Here is a 17,614-nt window from a genome sequence, read left to right on the forward strand (position 1 = left end):
AATGCAAACGCTAAGAGCAGAAAACCTAACTAAAACATATGGCGAAAAGACCCTTTTTAAGTCGCTTGATTTTATCATTAACGAACATGATCGAATTGGTTTAATTGGAACGAACGGAAGTGGTAAAACTTCTTTATTGAACGTATTATCAGGAGTTGATACTGATTCTAGTGGAACGATCATTACTTCTAAATCCTATACAATTGGGTATTTAAGACAACATCCGGAATTAGATGATGATCTAACGGTTTTGGATGCAGTTTTTAGTGGGACCCAGGCGGTCTTTGAAACGATCCGTCACTATGAAGAAGTTTTGGATCGTTATTCATTTAATCCCGAAGATCCTAAGGTCCAAAAGCAATATTTAGATGCGGAAGCTAAAATGAATGAAGAAGATGCTTGGAATGCCGAAAGTGATGTAAAAACGATTTTGACCCAACTAAAAATTACTGACATGCAACAAAAGGTGGCTAGCCTTTCAGGAGGGCAAAAGCGTCGGGTTGCGTTGGCCCAGGTATTGATTCAATCACCAGATTTATTGTTAATGGACGAACCTACCAACCACTTAGATTTTGATTCGATCGAATGGCTTCAAGAATATCTTGCTAAGTACAAGGGGTCGTTGTTATTAGTAACTCATGATCGTTACTTCTTGGACCGCGTTGTAAATAATATTTGGGAGCTTTCATTTGGTGAGCTATATGCATATCAGGGTAATTATCAAGATTATGTTCAACAAAAAGCAGCGCGGGTCGATCGAGCTGTAAGTGCCGAACATAAGCAACAACGACTCTACAAACAGGAACTAGCGTGGATGAAGAAGGGCGCTAAAGCACGTTCTACTAAACAACAGGCACGAATCAATCGATTTAATGACATTAAGGATAATATTAATCATTTACAATTGGATCAAGATGTCGATATTTCATTGGGGCAAAAACGGCTTGGTAAAAAAGTCATTAACATTGAACATGCTGATTTGAAATTGGGCGGCAAGGTGATTTTGAATGATTTTAATATGTTAGTACAAGGCAACGAGCGAATTGGGATCAGTGGTGAAAATGGAGCAGGTAAGTCTTCATTGCTAAATGTAATTGCTGGTCGCATCCCATTAGATTCAGGAGTCGTTACGATTGGTGAAACGGTTAAGATGGCCTATTATACTCAACAAACCGAACCAATTCCAGGCGATAAGCGGGTTATTAACTACCTGAGCGATGTTGGGCAACACGTTACTGATAATCAGGGAAATGAACTTAGCATTACCGAATTATTGGAACAGTTCTTATTTCCACGGTTCATGCACGGCACCTTGATTCGAAAGCTATCCGGTGGTGAAAAGCGGCGCTTATACCTTTTAAAATTATTGATGCAACAGCCCAATGTTTTGTTATTAGACGAACCAACTAATGATTTAGATATAAGTACTTTGACGGTATTGGAAGACTATATTGAACACTTTAGTGGGACCGTGATTACGGTATCGCATGACCGTTATTTCTTAGATAAGACCGCTAATCGACTTTTATTCTTTGATGGCAATGGTAAAATCGAAGAACACTTTGGTCAATTTACCGATTATCTTTCACAACGGGTTACGGATGCTAAGACGCTCAATAAGCAAACTGATAAAAATAATAAACAGCCATCAGCAGATAAACCAGCTAAAAAAGAGAAGGTTAAGTTGACCTATGCTGAAAAAATCGAATACGATCAAATTGAAGCTGAGATCGATGATTTAGATGAACAACAATCCAATATTGAACAAGCAATGGTTGACAATAGTGATAACTTTGAAAAATTAGCAAAGCTACAAAAGCAACTCAATGCAGTTCAAAAAGAATCAGAAGAAAAAATGCAGCGCTGGGAGTATCTTAGCCAGTATGTTGATGAATAGGAGAATTTGAATGCTAGAAGATGCATATTTGAACTTAGAACGCTATGTATTAGAACATGGTCATCGCAAGGGTGATCGAACTGGGACTGGAACGCTCAGTACCTTTGGATACCAAATGCGTTTCGACTTAGGAGCTGGCTTTCCCCTGTTGACGACCAAACGGGTCCCATTTGGATTGATTAAGAGCGAGTTACTTTGGTTCTTGCATGGTGACACCAATATTAAATTTTTATTAGCGCACAATAATCATATTTGGGATGAGTGGGCATTTGCTAAATATGTTCAATCTGATGACTATGATGGTCCTGACATGACTGATTTTGGACGGCGGCATTTATCTGATGAACGCTTTAATCAGGATTATCAAGAACAAAAGAAACTTTTTTGTGATCGGATATTGTCAGATGATCAATTTGCTCAAAAATATGGTAATTTGGGGGATGTTTACGGCAGCCAATGGCGACACTGGAAAACCCGTCGGGGAGAAACAATCGATCAAATTAAAAACGTAATTGAAATGATCAAGACGCACCCTGACTCAAGGCGCATGATCGTATCGGCTTGGAATCCTGAAGACATTCCTACAATGGCCTTACCTCCCTGTCATACAATGTTTCAGTTTTATGTTAACGATGGGAAACTTAGTTGTCAGCTGTACCAACGCAGTGGGGATATTTTCTTAGGCGTTCCATTTAACATTGCTAGTTATGCATTGTTGACATGTTTGATCGCAAAAGAAACGGGGTTAGAGCCTGGTGAATTTATCCATACGCTTGGGGATGCTCACATTTATTCTAACCATGTTGACCAGGTTAAAGAGCAATTGACGAGAAGTCCTAAACCAGCACCTAAATTATGGCTGAACCCAGCTAAAAAAAGTATATTTGATTATGGGATGGATGATATCAAGGTGATTGACTATGATAGTTATCCAGCAATTAAAGCTCCCGTAGCTGTTTGATTAGGAGAATGATAATGATTGCATTTGTATGGGCAGAAACAAAGAATGGAACGATTGGACAAAACGGTGGATTACCTTGGCAAATGCCAGCGGACATGCATCATTTTAAGACGTTAACGACTGGTCATAAAATTTTGGCAGGGCGGAAGACCTTTTTATCATTTGGACGCCCCTTGCCCAACCGAACTAACATGGTTTTAACTAGTCATCATGCAAGTGAATTACCAGATGGTGTGGTTGTATTTAATGATGTTGAATCATTTTTGGCTGATTACTCGCAACATAATGATGACGTATATGTTGTTGGGGGAGCGATGATCTTTAAGGCACTAATTAACGAAGTTGACGTATTGTACCGAACGGTAATTGAAGCAGATATTAATGGTGATACCAAGATGCCGACCATTGATTATTCGCGATTTGAAATGATTCAGCATACCAATTTTACAGCTGATGAACGTAATCAATATCCATACCGTTTTGAAACGTACCGCAAAAAGAAATAATGCGAGGATGACTACTAATGGGACAAAGCTTTTATCAATATTTAATGACCGAACGGAATCCAAAAAGTTATGAACCGATTGCAGAGTTCGCTAATAATGCTTTTCATGATCACTCTTTTCCGAAAAATACTGCTGATTTTGATGAAATTTCTAAGTATTTAGAAGAAAATGGTTCATATCTGCCATCGATGACAATTTTCGACGAAGCATGGAGTCGCTTTTTGGATTATAGGGATTAGAAACCGAGGTGCAAAAATGGGAGTAAATATTCAATGGTTTCCAGGCCATATGGCAAAGGCAATTCGCCAATTTGAAGAAAATGTGCACTTAGTCGATATTATTTTTGAATTAGTCGATGCAAGGGCCCCCTTTAGTTCAATGAATCCAGAAGTAGCTAGGATTGGGGTCGATAAGCCACACCTATTGATTTTGACGAAGGCTGATTTAGCAGATCATAACCTTACTGATCAATGGATTAAATATTTTGATACACATGGTTATACTGCAATTGCTGTGGATTCCAAACAAAATGGTGCTAATAAATTAGTAACTCAAACGGCACTAAAAATCTTACGGCCTAAATTAGATTCAGAAATAAAACGAGGAATGAAGGAGCGTCCAATTAAAGCAATTTGTGTCGGAGTACCAAACGTTGGGAAGTCGACCTTGTTGAACCGCTTAGTAAAAAAACGGGCAGCTCAAGTAGGAAACCGACCAGGGGTCACAAAGGGGCAACAATGGCTTCGCTCTAGTAAGGATTTGGAACTTTTGGATACCCCAGGGATCCTATGGCCTAAATTTCAAAATCAATCAATCGCTAATAAATTAGCATTGACTGGTGCGATTAAGGATAATTTATATGCAAGTGATGATATTGCATTATTTGCTTTGGAATACTTCAGGAAGTACCGCACAAATGAATTAATGAAACGCTACCGTTTGAATGCTGATGATATGGAGAGCAATAACGTTGATCTATTGTTAAAGATCACGAAGCAAATTGGGATGAAAGACGATTATGAACGAGCCTCAGTGCGTTTGATTCAAGATGCGCGAAAGGGTAAATTAGGGCGGTTTACTCTTGATTCGATGGAACTGGTTGAACCTGATGAAAAATGAAACGGTAAATGAAATCAAACAGCGATTAGCTAAGATCGATTCTTTGGACGATGAACGGCTAAAGTTGATTGCAAAAGATGCGCGAAAAGGCGTGCAAACCGCTTTAAAACAACGGATTCGCAAGTTGCAAAAAAACGCAGATCAAATGGCTGCGTTTTTGCAACGCTCCCAAATTGAACGTTCACTTTGGCAACGGGGCTTGAATTATATTGCTGGGGTGGATGAGGTCGGCAGAGGGCCCCTTGCAGGGCCAGTAGTATCAGCTGCGGTCATTTTACCCCATGATTTTGACTTAGTGGATGTAAATGATTCTAAACAGTTAACGCCAGATCGTCGTGCAAAATTGGCGCCCTTGATCAAGTCAAAAGCCTTAGCTTATGGAATTGGCGTTATGGATAATTCTGTTATTGATGACGTTAATATCTACGAGGCAACGAGATTAGCAATGAAGTCAGCTGTCAATCAGTTAAGCATTCAACCTGATCGAATTATCGTGGATGCGATGCAAATCGATCTGCCAATTGAACAAATTCGTTTAATCAAGGGGGATGCTAAGAGTATTTCGATCGCTGCTGCTAGTATCTTAGCAAAGATTTATCGAGATCAGTTAATGGATCAATATGCGATTCAATATCCTGAATATGATTTTAACCATAATGCTGGTTACGGAACGGCAAAGCATTTATCAGCATTAGCAAAGTTTGGCGTGACCCCGATTCATCGCATTAGTTTTGCACCAGTCAAAAAAATGATCAAAAAATAATTTAATTGCGTATCTTTCCTAAAATGAAGGGATTGATATAAATGCAGGCAAGAAGATTATTACTAAAGTTAAGGATCTGTCGTGGAATTAGTTTTAGAGGTGAATATCGAGTCTATCAATGGCTTAAAAGTAAAAAGTGGAATTCAAAAATGGAATTATCTGCTTTAGATATCATTGAGATTGCACAGATTAAAAAAAGCGCACAGGCTGAATTTAAAGCCCATTTTTTCAGTAATCAATTGGAGTCAGATATTATTTTAAACGAACAAATGTGTAAGTATACGACCATTTTGGATGATGATTATCCACCTAATTTAAAAGAGGCTGCATTTCCACCAATGGTCTTATTTTATCAAGGGGATATCCGACTTGCGCATTGCCAATTATTGGGGGTCGTTGGGAGTCGCAAGAACTCCAATTACTCTTTTCAGTCGCTTAGAATTTTACTTCCCGAATTAGTTAGGCATCAAATCGTTACGGTTTCTGGTTTGGCTACCGGGGTAGATGGTCTGTGCCATCAAATGACGATTCAAAATGGTGGGAAAACGATTGCAGTGATTGGAACTGGACTAGACTATTGTTACCCCAGAAGCAATGTTCAACTACAATCAATTATTGCACATGAACATCTATTGCTATCTGAATATCCATTGGGCGTGAGCGTCCGTAAACATCACTTCCTTGAACGAAATCGCATTATTGCTGGGTTGATTAAAAATATTATTATCGTAGAAGCTGCTAAAAAATCGGGAAGCTTGATTACCGCTAATTTAGCCCTCCATAATAACCGCAATGTAATGGCAATTCCTGGTCCGATCAGCCATTTGCTGTCGGTCGGTTGTAACGAGTTAATTGCCGAAGGGGCTAAGCCTATTTTAACCGTTGAAGATATTTTAGAAGATTTTTAATTTGACACAAACCCTTAACTGCAATATTATGTGAGAGATTTAATGAATAAAAATAAATAATTTGATTGAGGGATTATTTAATGACTATAAAAACAAAAACTTCTACATCGAAACGTAAGAGAACAGTTAAGAAAAAGTTAGTAATCGTCGAATCACCGGCAAAAGCAAAAACAATTGAAAAATATTTAGGACGGACTTACCGAGTAATTGCAAGTAAGGGCCACATTAGAGATCTGCCTAAGAGTAAGATGGGGGTCGATATTGAAAATAATTTCGAACCGCATTACATTTCGATTCGAGGAAAGGGCGATACGATTAAGATGCTGCGCTCAGAGGCTAAAAAAGCAAAGGCAATTTACCTAGCATCTGACCCTGACCGCGAAGGAGAATCGATTGCATGGCATTTATCACATCTATTAGGATTAGATATTAATGATAATAATCGGGTCGCCTTTCATGAAATTACTAAGGATGCCGTCAAAGATGCATTTAAAAACCCCCGCAGTATCGATATGAACTTAGTCGATGCTCAACAAGCCAGACGGGTATTAGACCGTCTAGTGGGTTATTCCATCTCACCATTGTTATGGAAAAAAGTAAAGAAGGGCTTGAGTGCTGGACGGGTTCAATCGATTGCTTTGTGGCTAATTATTGATCGGGAACGAGCAATCAGAAAATTTGTTCCAGAGGAATATTGGACGATTGATAGTGAGTTCAAAAAGGGACGCTCTAAATTTAATGCCAGTTTTTACGGTTTAGATGGCCAAAAGACAGAGTTACACAATAATAATGACGTTCAAGCTGTTTTAGGAAGGCTTGATAGCAAGGCTGATTTTGAAGTCGTTAGTGTCAAACGCCGTGAAAGAAAGCGCCAACCCCAACAGCCATTCACGACCAGTACGATGCAACAAGTAGCGAATAGGCAGTTGAATTTTAGAACTGGTAAGACAATGATGGCTGCTCAACAGTTGTATGAAGGGATTCATTTAGGTAAAGATGGTAGTCAAGGTTTGATTACTTACATGCGGACGGATTCAACTAGAATCTCAGCAATTGCTAAACATGAAGCCGCTACTTTTCTTCATGAAAATTATGGAGCTGAATATGCAGCTAATAAGCCGTTGAAGGGGAAATTACCTGAGGGTGCCCAAGATGCCCATGAAGCGATTAGACCGACTTCTGTGATGCGGACGCCAGATAGCGTTAAGGAATACTTGAATAAAGACCAATTTAGGCTTTATCAATTGATTTGGTCGCGATTCTTAGCTAGCCAAATGACGCCTGCTTTAATGGATACTATGACCGTTGATATAGAACAAAACGGGGTTAATTTCCGTGCTAATGGTTCTAAACTGAAGTTTCCCGGTTTTTTGAAGGTGTATGGAACTCGTGAAAAGGACAATAACCTTCCTGATTTAAATGAGGGGGATGTTGTTAACCTAGTTAAAACGAATCCTGATCAACATTTTACCCAACCACCTGCACGTTACAGCGAAGCTAATTTAATCAAGGCATTAGAAGAAAATGGAGTTGGACGCCCATCTACTTATGCCCCAACGTTAGGGACGATTCAAAAACGTTATTATGTCAAGTTCGTTGGTCGCCGCTTTGAGCCGACCGAATTAGGTGAAATTGTTAATGGCATTATCGAGGAATATTTCCCTGATATTATTAACATTGATTTCACTGCGGATTTGGAATCTAAATTAGATGAAATTGAAGATGCTAAACAAAACTGGGTCAATGTCGTTGATCAATTTTACGAACCCTTTTCAAAGGAAGTCCACCATGCTGAAAAGACAATGGAAAACGTCCAGATCAAAGATGAGCCAGCAGGCTTTAATTGTGAAATTTGTGGCGCACCAATGGTGGTTAAGATGGGCCGTTATGGTAAATTCTATGCTTGTTCACGCTTCCCAGATTGCCGTAATACGCAGGCGATCGTAAAGGAAATTGGGGTTGTTTGTCCGAAGTGTAAGCAAGGCCAAGTAATTGAGAGAAAATCAAAGAAAAATCGTATCTTTTATGGATGTTCTAGATATCCAGAATGTGATTTTGTTACTTGGGATAAACCAGTTGGCCGCAATTGTCCACGCGATGGGCATTTCTTAGTCGAAAAGAAAATTAAGGGCGGGGTTCAAGTCGTTTGTCCAAATGGTGATTATGAAGAACCAGTCCAAAAATAAGGGATTATCTGAAAAGGGTAATGCCTTTTCTTTTTATCAATTAACGTCAAAAGTACTATTTTACTTTAACTAGGTGAAAAAATGAAAAATAAAGAGTTAATAAAAAAGTTTATCAACTACCTACAATTTGAAAAACAATATTCTGAACAAACAATTCGCGCGTATATTTCTGATTTAAATGAATTCAATAAAATTGCAGCAGGTAAGGCCGATCAATCATTGTTAAAAGCTAATGAAATCGATGTTGAAAATTACTTAAATTTTTTAAATCATAAAAATGACGAAAGAAATACAATTTTAAGAAAAATATCGGCAGTAAGATCATTTTATAATTATTTAATTAAAATCGATATCACTAAAAACCAGCCGTTTGAATATGTTCATTTGAAAAAGAAACAAAATCGGCTCCCTAAATTTTTATATCCAAACGAGATTAAAGAATTGTTTAAATCAGCTCGTAATGAAACAAATGAAGCCTTAATTCCTAGAAATGTTGCTATACTAGAAGTACTATTTAGTACTGGACTACGAGTAAGCGAATGCGTAAATCTGACCTTTGCTAAAATTGATTTCAATAATCGGATTATGAATGTGTTTGGAAAGGGTGGCAAGCAACGCTACGTTCCATTTAGTAAGGAAACTGCTCAAGCTTTGAATGTATACATTCGTAAAAGCAGGAATCCATTAATGGCAAAATACAACAAAAGTCATGATAACCTATTCATTAACAATTATGGAAATCCACTGACCGCTCGTGGAGTTGAATATATTTTAGATGTAATTTTAAAGAATAGTTCACTAAATAGTAATATTTATCCGCATATGTTTAGACATACGTTCGCAACGGATATGCTAAATAATGGTGCCGACCTTAGGAGTGTTCAAGAGTTATTAGGACATAGCAGTCTTTCAACAACTCAAATTTACACGCATGTTACAAAAGAGAATCTACTAAAAAATTATAATCAGTTCTTCCCACGATCGAAGGACTAAAGGAGAATGAGTAATGACAGTAAAATTTGAAGCAACTACGATTTGTGCAGTTAGACATAACGGGCATATTGCAATGGCTGGAGATGGCCAAGTAACGATGGGTGAAAAGGTAATTATGAAGGGAACCGCTCATAAAGTTCGTAAAATTTATGATGGTAAGGTGGCTGTTGGATTTGCCGGAAGCGTTGCAGATGCTTTTAATCTAGAATCCAAGTTTGAAGCTAAGCTTAAAGAATATAGTGGTAATTTAAAGCAGGCTGCCGTTAAATTAGCGCAACAGTGGCGTGGTGATCAATCCCTTCAAAAATTAGAAGCGTTATTAATCGTGGCTGATAGTAAGGATTTATTATTAGTATCAGGTTCTGGTGAAGTGATTGAACCCGACGATGACATTTTAGCAATTGGATCTGGTGGTAACTTTGCTTTAGCAGCCGCTTTAGGTATGAAACACCATGCAAAAGATATGAGTGCAAAGGAAATTGCTGAAGCCTCAATCTATATTGCAGGAAGTATTGATATTTTTACTAATCAAAACATTATTTCAGAAGAGTTATAATCTATAATTAGACTAATTTTAAGGAGATTCAAGATGAAAGCAATTGATAAAACCCCAAAACAAATCGTAAAAGAATTAAATGAATATATCATTGGTCAAGATGACGCTAAAAAAGCAGTTGCCGTTGCATTAAGGAACCGTTATCGACGGATGCACCTATCAAAAGCAATGCAAGAAGATATTACACCCAAAAACATTTTAATGATTGGACCTACTGGAGTCGGTAAAACTGAAATTGCTAGACGATTAGCTAAAATCGTTAATGCTCCATTCGTTAAGGTCGAAGCAACTAAATTCACTGAAGTGGGTTATGTTGGTGGTGATGTAGAATCGATGGTACGAGATTTAGTTGAAAATGCTGTTAAACAGGTTAAAGATGAACGGTTTAGCAAGGTTGCTGGTCAAGCTGAACAAAGAGCCAACGAACGGATTGCTGAATTGATGGTTCCAGATGATAACCAAAAAGCAAATCAAAATGCAGATATGAAGAACATGATGGACATGTTGAACCAATTACAAAAGGGTAAAATGCCTACCAACATGGAACAACCTGAACGAAAGCCAGTTAGTGAAGAAGTAAAACAAAAGCGTGCTCAAATTTTAAAGGAACTTGAATTAGGCCAACTTGAAGACCGCATGGTTGAAATTGATATGGACGACCCTAAACAATCAATTTCTAAGCAAAATAACATGCTTGGTCAAATGGGAATCGATTTAAATGACACCCTTGGGAGTATGCTACCAAAACAAAAAATCAAAGCCCATTTGAAGGTTTCAGAAGCACGTGAAGTATTAATCAGAGAGGAATCAGAAAAATTAGTTAATGATGCTGACCTCTACCATGAAGCCATTAACCGAGTGCAAAACACAGGGATTATCTTTATTGATGAAATTGATAAAATTGTCGGTGGCCAATCCCAAAATAAGGGTGAAGTTTCAAGAGAAGGGGTACAAAGAGATATTCTCCCAATCGTTGAAGGATCTAACATTAACACCAAATATGGGCTAGTTGACACTAGTCATATCCTATTTATTGCTTCTGGGGCTTTTGCTGAAAGTAAACCCAGTGATTTAATCGCTGAATTACAGGGACGTTTCCCAATTCGGGTGGAATTAGATTCACTTAGCAAGGAAGATTTTGTCAATATCTTAACTAAGCCTAATAATGCGCTAATTAAGCAATACATTGCATTGATTGGAACTGATAATATTAAAGTTACTTTTACTATTGAATCTATTCAAAAAATTGCCGAAATTGCGTATAATGTTAATCGTGATGTTCAAAACATTGGAGCTAGAAGGCTTCACACGATTTTAGAAAAACTATTAGAAGACCTCTTGTTCGAGGGCCCAGACATGGAAATGGGTGATATTACGATTACTGAGCAATATGTTGAAAATAAAGTTGGTCATTTGGCTAAGGACCAAAATCTATCTCAATTTATTCTTTAATTATGTAATTAAGTGATTTAAGCTAATTTTTTTGCTAGAATTGATTTATAACTAATTATAGACGAGGATGATAGCATGATATTCACTTTATCAGATGATAACTTAACAATTAAAGTTAATTCAAAGGGTGCTGAATTAAATAGTATCAAGGGTGATAACGGAATTGAATATCTTTGGCAGGCTGATCCTGATTTTTGGGGACGGCATGCCCCTGTATTATTTCCAATCGTTGGTCGGCTCAAAAACGATCAATATGAATATGAAGGTAAAAAATATTCATTAGGGCAACACGGCTTTGCTCGTGATATGGAATTTGAATTGAGTGACAGAACGAATGATTCGATCACAATGGTCTTAAAATCAAATGCGGAGACTAAAAAGATATATCCATTTGATTTTATGCTATTCGTTAAATATACATTAGATAAAACAACGGTAAAGGTTGATTTAACCGTTATGAATCCAGCTGATCGGGCGATGTACTTTTCAATTGGGGCCCATCCAGCATTTAACGTTCCATTAATTCCTGATCATCAATTCAATGATTATCAAATCAAAGTTACCCCAAGTGAAAGCTATCCTCAAATTCCACTAGTAAAATCATTGAGTTCTGCAAAGGATAGTACTGAATTGAACTTAAAACAACCAATCAACATTAATCGAGAATTATTTAAAAATGATGCTGTAATCTTAGATCTAAACAGCCGTTCGGTCGATGTTATGATACAAAACACTCTTAATCAAGAAGAGCATCGGGTCTCATTGCAGGCCAAAGATGCGAAGTACATGGGATTATGGTCTCAATATCCTAAGGATGCTCAATTCGTCTGTATTGAACCATGGTGGGGGATTGCTGACGACGTCGAATCTGATGGATTATTGATTCATAAAAAGGGAATCAATCGTCTTGATGCGGGTGGTCGTTTTGATGCTCAATTCAACATTACGGTGTACTAGAAATTAAAAAAGACGCTCACCGATTCGGTAAGCGTCTTTAATTATTTAATGGTTACTGTGTTTATATTTGATCCCAAAATGAACTAACCTTTCATTCCCGTTAATGATTCTTTGGATATTTTTACGATGACGATAAAAGACAAAGATAGTTAGGATAATCGCAATCGTTGCCAATAATGAATCGTGGATCAAAATGGCCACAATCGAGACAAAAATAAATGTGCAAAGACTAGCAAGACTCATCATGCTACTCAAGTATAAAACCGTAATTAATACTAACGTTGCTAAAACGAATAAAATTGGATTATAGGTTAGTAGCATCCCCGCACTAGTTGCAACGGCCTTGCCACCCTTAAATCGATCGAAAATCGAAAAGGTATGCCCTAAGATAGCGAACAATCCAAAAATTAATTCAGTTAAGTGCATCGAACCTAAATTAATGTTAAAGATTATTGGCAATGCTGCTGATAAGGACCCCTTAGCAATATCCATAATTAAAACGACTGACCCAGCAATTGGTCCTAACACTCGTAAGGTGTTAGTAGTCCCAATATTCCCGGAACCGTGTTGTCGAATGTCAACGTTAAAAAAAGTTTTTCCAATCCAAATCCCGCTCGGAATGGAACCTAATAAGTATGCTATGATTAATAATACCGCGACTTTCAAAATGAACCTCCCAATAAATTGGTTAATCGTAATGATGCAAATTAACCATCCCGTTCACTTACAAATTATTCATACTAAAACATTATACCATATAACGTTAGGGCGTTCGTTTTAATAAATTTGCAAAGTTGTTCAAATAAGTTATTATTATATAGACTGTATTCTGAAAGATAAAGGAGTTTTCTCATAATGGCTAAATCAAAACAAGAATATGATGATTCCTCCATTCAGGTCTTAGAGGGCTTAGAGGCTGTCCGTAAAAGACCAGGAATGTATATTGGATCCACTAACGGCAGTGGACTCCATCACTTGGTTTATGAAATCGTTGATAATGCCGTTGATGAGGCATTGGCTGGTTATGGCGATGAAATTAACGTGACGATCCATAAGGACAATCGCTTGACCGTCGTGGATCATGGGCGTGGAATGCCAGTTGGGATGCACTCTTCTGGTAAACCGACCCCTGAAGTGATCCTCACCGTGTTACATGCAGGTGGTAAATTTTCCGAAAATGGTGGCTATAAAACATCTGGAGGGCTCCATGGGGTCGGGTCAAGTGTTGTCAATGCTCTATCGACAGAACTAATGGTCACGATCGTCCGAGACGGGCATAAGTATCAAGAAAGATTTGAAAATGGTGGGCATCCAATCGGGACGCTAGAAGATTTGGGCAAGACCAATGAACACAGCGGAACGACGGTAACTTTTAAGCCCGACCCTGCAATCTTTACTACGACGGTATTCAATTATGATATCTTAAAAGAGCGCCTGCGTGAATCTGCCTTTTTATTACGGGGCATCAAGATCACGTTGACCGATGAACGAAGCAATCCACAAAAACACGATGAATTCCACTTTGAAAAGGGCATCGAAGAATTCGTTGAATACCTCAATGAGGGTAAGCATACCTTGGGACCAGTGATGGATTTCAATGGGACTAAGGACGGTATTGAGGTAGAAGTGGCAGCTCAATATAACGATGGGTACACCGAAAATACACTCTCGTTCGTGAACAACGTGCGGACTAAGGATGGGGGGACCCACGAATCTGGATTTAGGAGTGCTTGGACGAAGGCATTCAATGAATATGCCAAGAAGGTAGGATTATTAAAGGGCAATAAAAAATTAGATGGCTCTGATGTTCGAGAAGGGCTCTCAGCAGTCATTTCACTAAAGATACCAGAAGAACTATTGCAATTCGAAGGGCAGACAAAGGGGAAGCTAGGGACTCCAGAAGCGCGTTCGATCGTTGACAGCATCATTAGCGAAAAGTTAGTTTACTTTTTGATGGAAAATGGTGATTTTGCCCAACAACTAGTACAAAAAGCATTACGCGCCCAACAAGCACGCGACGCTGCTAGAAAGGCCCGCGATGAAAGTCGTGGTGGCAATAAAAAACGTAAAAAAGAACGGTTACTATCCGGTAAACTGACCCCCGCTCAATCTAAGGATGCCTCTAAGAATGAATTGTTCCTAGTCGAAGGGGATTCAGCTGGTGGTTCTGCTAAACAGGGCCGTGATCGTAAGCATCAAGCAATCCTGCCACTACGGGGGAAAGTCTTGAACACCGAACGGGCTAAGTTACCTGATATTATGAAGAACGAAGAAATCAGCACCATGATCTATACCGTGGGCGCTGGTGTGGGTTCTGATTTCAATATTAAAGATGCGAACTACGACAAGATCATCATCATGACCGATGCCGATGATGATGGGGCCCATATTCAAATCCTACTTTTGACCTTCTTTTACAAGTACATGCGGCCAATGATCGAAGCTGGACGTGTCTACATTGCCTTACCACCACTTTACAAGGTGCAAAAAAAGGTCGGTAAAAAGGAAAAAACTGCCTATGCTTGGACCAATGATGAAATGGAAAAATTGACCAAGGAATTCAAGAAACCATATACCCTGCAACGTTTCAAGGGGCTCGGCGAAATGAACGCTGACCAGTTATGGGAAACGACCATGGACCCAAGTTCTCGGACGTTAATTCAGGTCCATATCGATGATGCTAAATTAGCAGATCGCAGAGTTACGACCTTAATGGGTGATAAAGTTGCGCCTAGACGGGATTGGATCGAAAATAACGTTCAATTCAACCTAGAAGAAGAAGGCAGTATATTAGACAATACTGCTAAATAGTTAATCAAGGGAGGCCCAATTAATTGAAGAACGGACAAACAATTGAACGGCTAACGCTTGAAGACATCATGAGTGAACGATTCAGTCGTTATTCAAAGTCGATCATTCAAGAAAGAGCGTTGCCCGACGTGCGGGATGGCTTAAAGCCAGTTCAAAGAAGAATCCTCTATGCCATGAACAAAGATGGAAATACCTATAATAAGGGGTTCAGAAAGGCCGCTAAGTCGGTTGGGAACGTAATGGGTAACTTTCATCCCCACGGAGATAGTTCAATTTATGAAGCATTAGTAAGAATGAGTCAAGACTGGAAGCTACGTGAACCATTGATCGAAATGCATGGTAACAATGGATCCATGGATGGGGATCCACCTGCTGCGATGCGGTACACGGAAGCAAGGCTCAGCAAGATCGCAGGTGAAATGCTCAGAGACATTGATAAGGATACTGTTGATTGGGTATTGAATTTTGACGATACCGAATACGAACCAGTTGTCCTCCCAGCACGTTTTCCGAACTTATTAGTTAATGGTGCAACTGGAATTTCTGCTGGTTATGCAACGGACATCCCCCCACACAACTTAGGGGAAGTGATCGATGCCGTAATCGCATTGCAAAAGAATCCAGATGCAACGCTTGCGGACCTAATGCAATACATCAAGGGCCCCGATTTTCCAACGGGTGGCATCATCCAGGGAATCGATGAGATCAAAAAAGCATATGAAACTGGCAAGGGTCGCGTTGCTGTTCGTTCTAAGACGGCGATCGAATCCCTTCGTGGTAACAAGCAATTGATTCGGGTCACTGAGATTCCATACGAAGTCAACAAACTGCAGTTAGTAAAGCAGATGGATGAAATCAGAATCGCTAAAAAGATCGATGGAATCGCTGAAGTGCGGGATGAAAGTGATCGTAATGGACTTTCAATCGCCATTGAATTGAAACGCGATGTTGATTCTAAGGGAATCTTGAACTATCTTTTCAAGAATACGGATTTACAGATCTCATATAACTTCAACATGGTCGCCATCGATAACATGCGTCCAGAACGGTTATCGCTTAAGCGTGCCTTGAGTTCATACCTTAATTTTCAACGACTCGTGGTTAAAAAGCGGACCCAATTCGATTTAGATAAGGCTTTAGATCGTCAAGAAATCGTGCAAGGGTTGATCAAGGCGTTATCAATTCTGGATGAAGTGATCAAAACGATCCGCGGAAGTAATGATAAGGCTTCTGCACGCGAAAATTTAATTCATGAATATGACTTCACCAAGGCCCAAGCTGAATCGATCGTTAATTTACAGCTATACAGATTAACGAATACTGACGTTACGCAATTAAACCAAGAAGCAGCCGCTCTTGCTGAACAAATCGATAAATTCAAGGCGATCTTAGCTGATCCTAAAAAGTTAGACACGGTGCTTAGAAACGAGTTGCGTGCGATCAAGAAGGCGTATGCTTCAAGTCGCCTCAGTGAAGTGGAAGCCGAGATCGAAAACCTTAAGATCAGCACGAAGGTAACGGTCCCTGATGAAGATGTCATGGTATTAGTTAGTGACGATGGTTATTTGAAACGTAGTAGTATTCGATCCTATCGGGCCTCTGAGGTCAACGAAAATGGTTTGAAATCAGATGATCATCCCATCTTCATGCAACAATTGAACACTCGTGATCACTTGATGATGTTTACTAATAAGGGTCATTTGATCTATCGCCCCGTATTTGAAATTTCAGAGACGCGTTGGAAGGACACGGGTGAACACATCTCACAGACGATTGGGCTTGCCGATGATGAAAAGATCATCAAGACGTTTGCTTTTAAGGATCTCAAACAAGTCGGTCACTTTATGATTGCCACTAGCGATGGATATATCAAGTTAACCGAATTTAACAAGTTGTTACCAGGGCGGACCTATAAGAGTCATGCCAGTGTGTATGAGAAGTTAAAGGATTCTGCGGCGCAAGTCTTAACGATCGAATACCTGACTGGCGATCTGAACGACCACCAAGTCGTAGTTGCTAGTCAAAATGGGATGGCAACACGTTATGAACTAAGTGAAGTGTCATTTAGTGGTGCTAAAAGTACTGGGGTGCGCTCGATCGATCTAAAAGACGATGACCAAGTCGCTGGTTGTCAATTAGCAACTGAGGATTCCATAATGGCGATCGTAACTCAACGGGGGGCTTATAAAAACCTACCTGTCAATCAAATCCCATTAGCTGGAAGAGGACGGCGCGGGGTGATCATCTTAAAGGCCCTCAAGTCCCAACCACATGCAATCGCTGCTTTTGTGACGGTCGCACCGATCGATTTAGAACAACCATTGCATGTCTATACCGACAGAAGACGGATGCATGATGTGATTCCAATCGATCACCCAATGAGTGAACGATATTCGAACGGTTCGTTCGTAATCGACGTTAAATCAGAAGGCGAACCGATTTCAATTCAAAAAGCTTTAAATTAATTTCCAAAAAGTGCTAAAATATAATGGAAGCGTCATTATA

15 protein-coding genes are annotated in these 17,614 nt (G+C 39.2%); 14 read left to right on the forward strand and 1 reads right to left on the reverse strand.

Annotated elements, in window-relative coordinates; genetic code table 11:
• The first annotated feature begins 1 nt into the window (after position 1).
• The 12 genes from ACSYTJ_RS03480 (at position 2) to ACSYTJ_RS03535 (ending at position 12,298) form a co-directional block, all read left to right on the forward strand.
• Complete coding sequence (locus tag ACSYTJ_RS03480; RefSeq protein WP_491719491.1) at positions 2-1,897, forward strand: ABC-F family ATP-binding cassette domain-containing protein; 1,896 nt, start codon at positions 2-4, stop codon at positions 1,895-1,897.
• A 10-nt stretch (positions 1,898-1,907) separates the two neighbouring features.
• Positions 1,908-2,858, forward strand: a complete 951-nt coding sequence (locus tag ACSYTJ_RS03485) for a thymidylate synthase (protein WP_491716238.1) — start codon at positions 1,908-1,910, stop codon at positions 2,856-2,858.
• Between the two features lie 14 nt (positions 2,859-2,872).
• The gene (locus ACSYTJ_RS03490; RefSeq protein ID WP_491719492.1) at positions 2,873-3,364 is read left to right on the forward strand and encodes a dihydrofolate reductase; all 492 of its coding nucleotides are present in this window, start codon (positions 2,873-2,875) and stop codon (positions 3,362-3,364) included.
• A gap of 17 nt (positions 3,365-3,381) precedes the next feature.
• Entirely contained in the window at positions 3,382-3,603 is a 222-nt protein-coding gene (locus tag ACSYTJ_RS03495) for a YozE family protein (RefSeq protein WP_491716240.1), read from the forward strand.
• A gap of 16 nt (positions 3,604-3,619) precedes the next feature.
• Entirely contained in the window at positions 3,620-4,483 is an 864-nt protein-coding gene (ylqF, locus tag ACSYTJ_RS03500; RefSeq protein ID WP_491716241.1) for a ribosome biogenesis GTPase YlqF, read from the forward strand.
• Positions 4,473-5,246: a ribonuclease HII gene (gene rnhB / locus ACSYTJ_RS03505; protein ID WP_491719493.1), complete on the forward strand. Its 774-nt coding sequence runs from the start codon at positions 4,473-4,475 to the stop codon at positions 5,244-5,246. The genes ylqF and rnhB overlap by 11 nt, the downstream gene beginning before the upstream one ends.
• Before the next feature lie 41 nt (positions 5,247-5,287).
• The gene (dprA, locus tag ACSYTJ_RS03510; protein WP_491716243.1) at positions 5,288-6,154 is read left to right on the forward strand and encodes a DNA-processing protein DprA; all 867 of its coding nucleotides are present in this window, start codon (positions 5,288-5,290) and stop codon (positions 6,152-6,154) included.
• Positions 6,155-6,234: 80 nt separating this feature from the next.
• Positions 6,235-8,340, forward strand: coding sequence for a type I DNA topoisomerase (topA, locus tag ACSYTJ_RS03515; RefSeq protein WP_491719494.1), 2,106 nt, complete (start codon positions 6,235-6,237; stop codon positions 8,338-8,340).
• Between the two features lie 81 nt (positions 8,341-8,421).
• Positions 8,422-9,333, forward strand: a complete 912-nt coding sequence (gene xerA, locus ACSYTJ_RS03520) for a site-specific tyrosine recombinase/integron integrase (protein ID WP_491719495.1) — start codon at positions 8,422-8,424, stop codon at positions 9,331-9,333.
• Positions 9,334-9,346: 13 nt separating this feature from the next.
• Positions 9,347-9,889, forward strand: a complete 543-nt coding sequence (gene hslV, locus ACSYTJ_RS03525) for an HslVU peptidase proteolytic subunit (protein WP_491716246.1) — start codon at positions 9,347-9,349, stop codon at positions 9,887-9,889.
• Positions 9,890-9,922: 33 nt separating this feature from the next.
• The gene (gene hslU, locus ACSYTJ_RS03530; protein WP_491719496.1) at positions 9,923-11,341 is read left to right on the forward strand and encodes an ATP-dependent protease ATPase subunit HslU; all 1,419 of its coding nucleotides are present in this window, start codon (positions 9,923-9,925) and stop codon (positions 11,339-11,341) included.
• 75 nt (positions 11,342-11,416) lie between these two features.
• The gene (locus tag ACSYTJ_RS03535; RefSeq protein ID WP_491719497.1) at positions 11,417-12,298 is read left to right on the forward strand and encodes an aldose 1-epimerase family protein; all 882 of its coding nucleotides are present in this window, start codon (positions 11,417-11,419) and stop codon (positions 12,296-12,298) included.
• Positions 12,299-12,343: 45 nt separating this feature from the next.
• On the opposite strand, the gene plsY is transcribed toward ACSYTJ_RS03535, so the two are convergent.
• The gene (gene plsY / locus ACSYTJ_RS03540; protein ID WP_491719498.1) at positions 12,344-12,964 is read right to left on the reverse strand and encodes a glycerol-3-phosphate 1-O-acyltransferase PlsY; all 621 of its coding nucleotides are present in this window, start codon (positions 12,962-12,964) and stop codon (positions 12,344-12,346) included.
• A 189-nt stretch (positions 12,965-13,153) separates the two neighbouring features.
• On the opposite strand from plsY, the gene parE reads away from it, so the two are divergent.
• Both parE and parC read left to right on the forward strand, forming a co-directional pair.
• Complete coding sequence (parE, locus tag ACSYTJ_RS03545; protein ID WP_491719499.1) at positions 13,154-15,109, forward strand: DNA topoisomerase IV subunit B; 1,956 nt, start codon at positions 13,154-13,156, stop codon at positions 15,107-15,109.
• Positions 15,110-15,177: 68 nt separating this feature from the next.
• On the forward strand, positions 15,178-17,574 hold the full coding sequence (gene parC / locus ACSYTJ_RS03550) for a DNA topoisomerase IV subunit A (RefSeq protein WP_491720129.1): 2,397 nt from the start codon (positions 15,178-15,180) through the stop codon (positions 17,572-17,574).
• Positions 17,575-17,614: the final 40 nt, after the last annotated feature.

The sequence above is a fragment of the Nicoliella sp. ESL1113 genome, from assembly GCF_058509245.1.